Origin of the sequence: Thauera phenylacetica B4P (assembly GCF_000310225.1) — a bacterium.
In the GTDB taxonomy this organism is placed as follows: Bacteria; Pseudomonadota; Gammaproteobacteria; order Burkholderiales; family Rhodocyclaceae; genus Thauera; species Thauera phenylacetica.
In genome coordinates this window covers 1-819 of record NZ_AMXF01000532.1, presented here as the reverse complement: position 1 = coordinate 819, position 819 = coordinate 1, and the positions used below count along the sequence as shown (strand labels likewise).

1 protein-coding gene is annotated in these 819 nt (G+C 77.7%); it reads right to left on the bottom strand.

Translation table 11 applies throughout. The features are described 5' to 3' along the window. Nucleotides 1-687 (bottom strand): aminotransferase class I/II-fold pyridoxal phosphate-dependent enzyme (locus tag C667_RS23505; RefSeq protein WP_004391106.1); only part of this gene is annotated, 687 nt, incomplete at its 3' end. Nucleotides 688-819 lie beyond the last annotated feature (132 nt).

The window sequence follows — 819 nt, the reverse complement described above, 5'->3', positions numbered from 1 at the left end:
CGCCGCCCAGCGCGCCGGGCCGGCCAGCGTCCACGGTCCGAGGCGCTCGGCGAGCGCGCGGCGCACCTCGACGGGCGCGAACACGAAGCCGACGCGCGCGCCCGCCAGGCCGAAGAACTTGCCGAGCGAGCGCAGCACCACCAGGCCGGGTCGGCCGGCGAGCGGCGCCAGGCTGTGCGCCGGCGTGGTGTCGGCGAAGGCCTCGTCCACCACCAGCCAGCCGCCACGGCGGGCGAGTCGGGCGTGCCAGTCGAGCAGGCGATCACGCTCGAAATGCACGCCGGTCGGGTTGTTGGGCTGCACCAGCACCAGCACGTCGCTGTCGTCGAGTGCACCCTCGACCGCCGCCGCGTCGACCAAGCGTGGCCGGCGCTCGCGCCAGGCGTGGGCGTGCTCGGCGTAGCCGGGCGCCAGCACGCGGATGTGCGCGCCGGGCAGGACCGCCGGCAGGGCCTGGATCGCCGGCTGCGAGCCCGCCACCGCGAGCAGCTCGGCGCTGCCGTAGTAGCGCGCGGCGGCCGCGTCCAGGCCGTCGTCGTCCTCGGGCAGGCGCTGCCACACCGCCTCCGGCACCGGCGGCACCGGATAGGCCCACGGGCTGATCCCGGTGGACAGGTCCACCCAGTCGGTGAGCGCGATGCCGCAGTGCTCCGCGGCGCGGCGCAGGCGGCCGCCGTGCTCAAGCACCGCCGCCTCCCATCAGTGTGGTCGCGAGGCCGAGTGCCGCGGTGAGCCCCAGCCACAGCAGGGCGCCGCGCCGCACCAGCGCCACCGCCGCGCGGATGGCGTCGACGTCGGCGCCGCGGCCCTCGCCCAGCG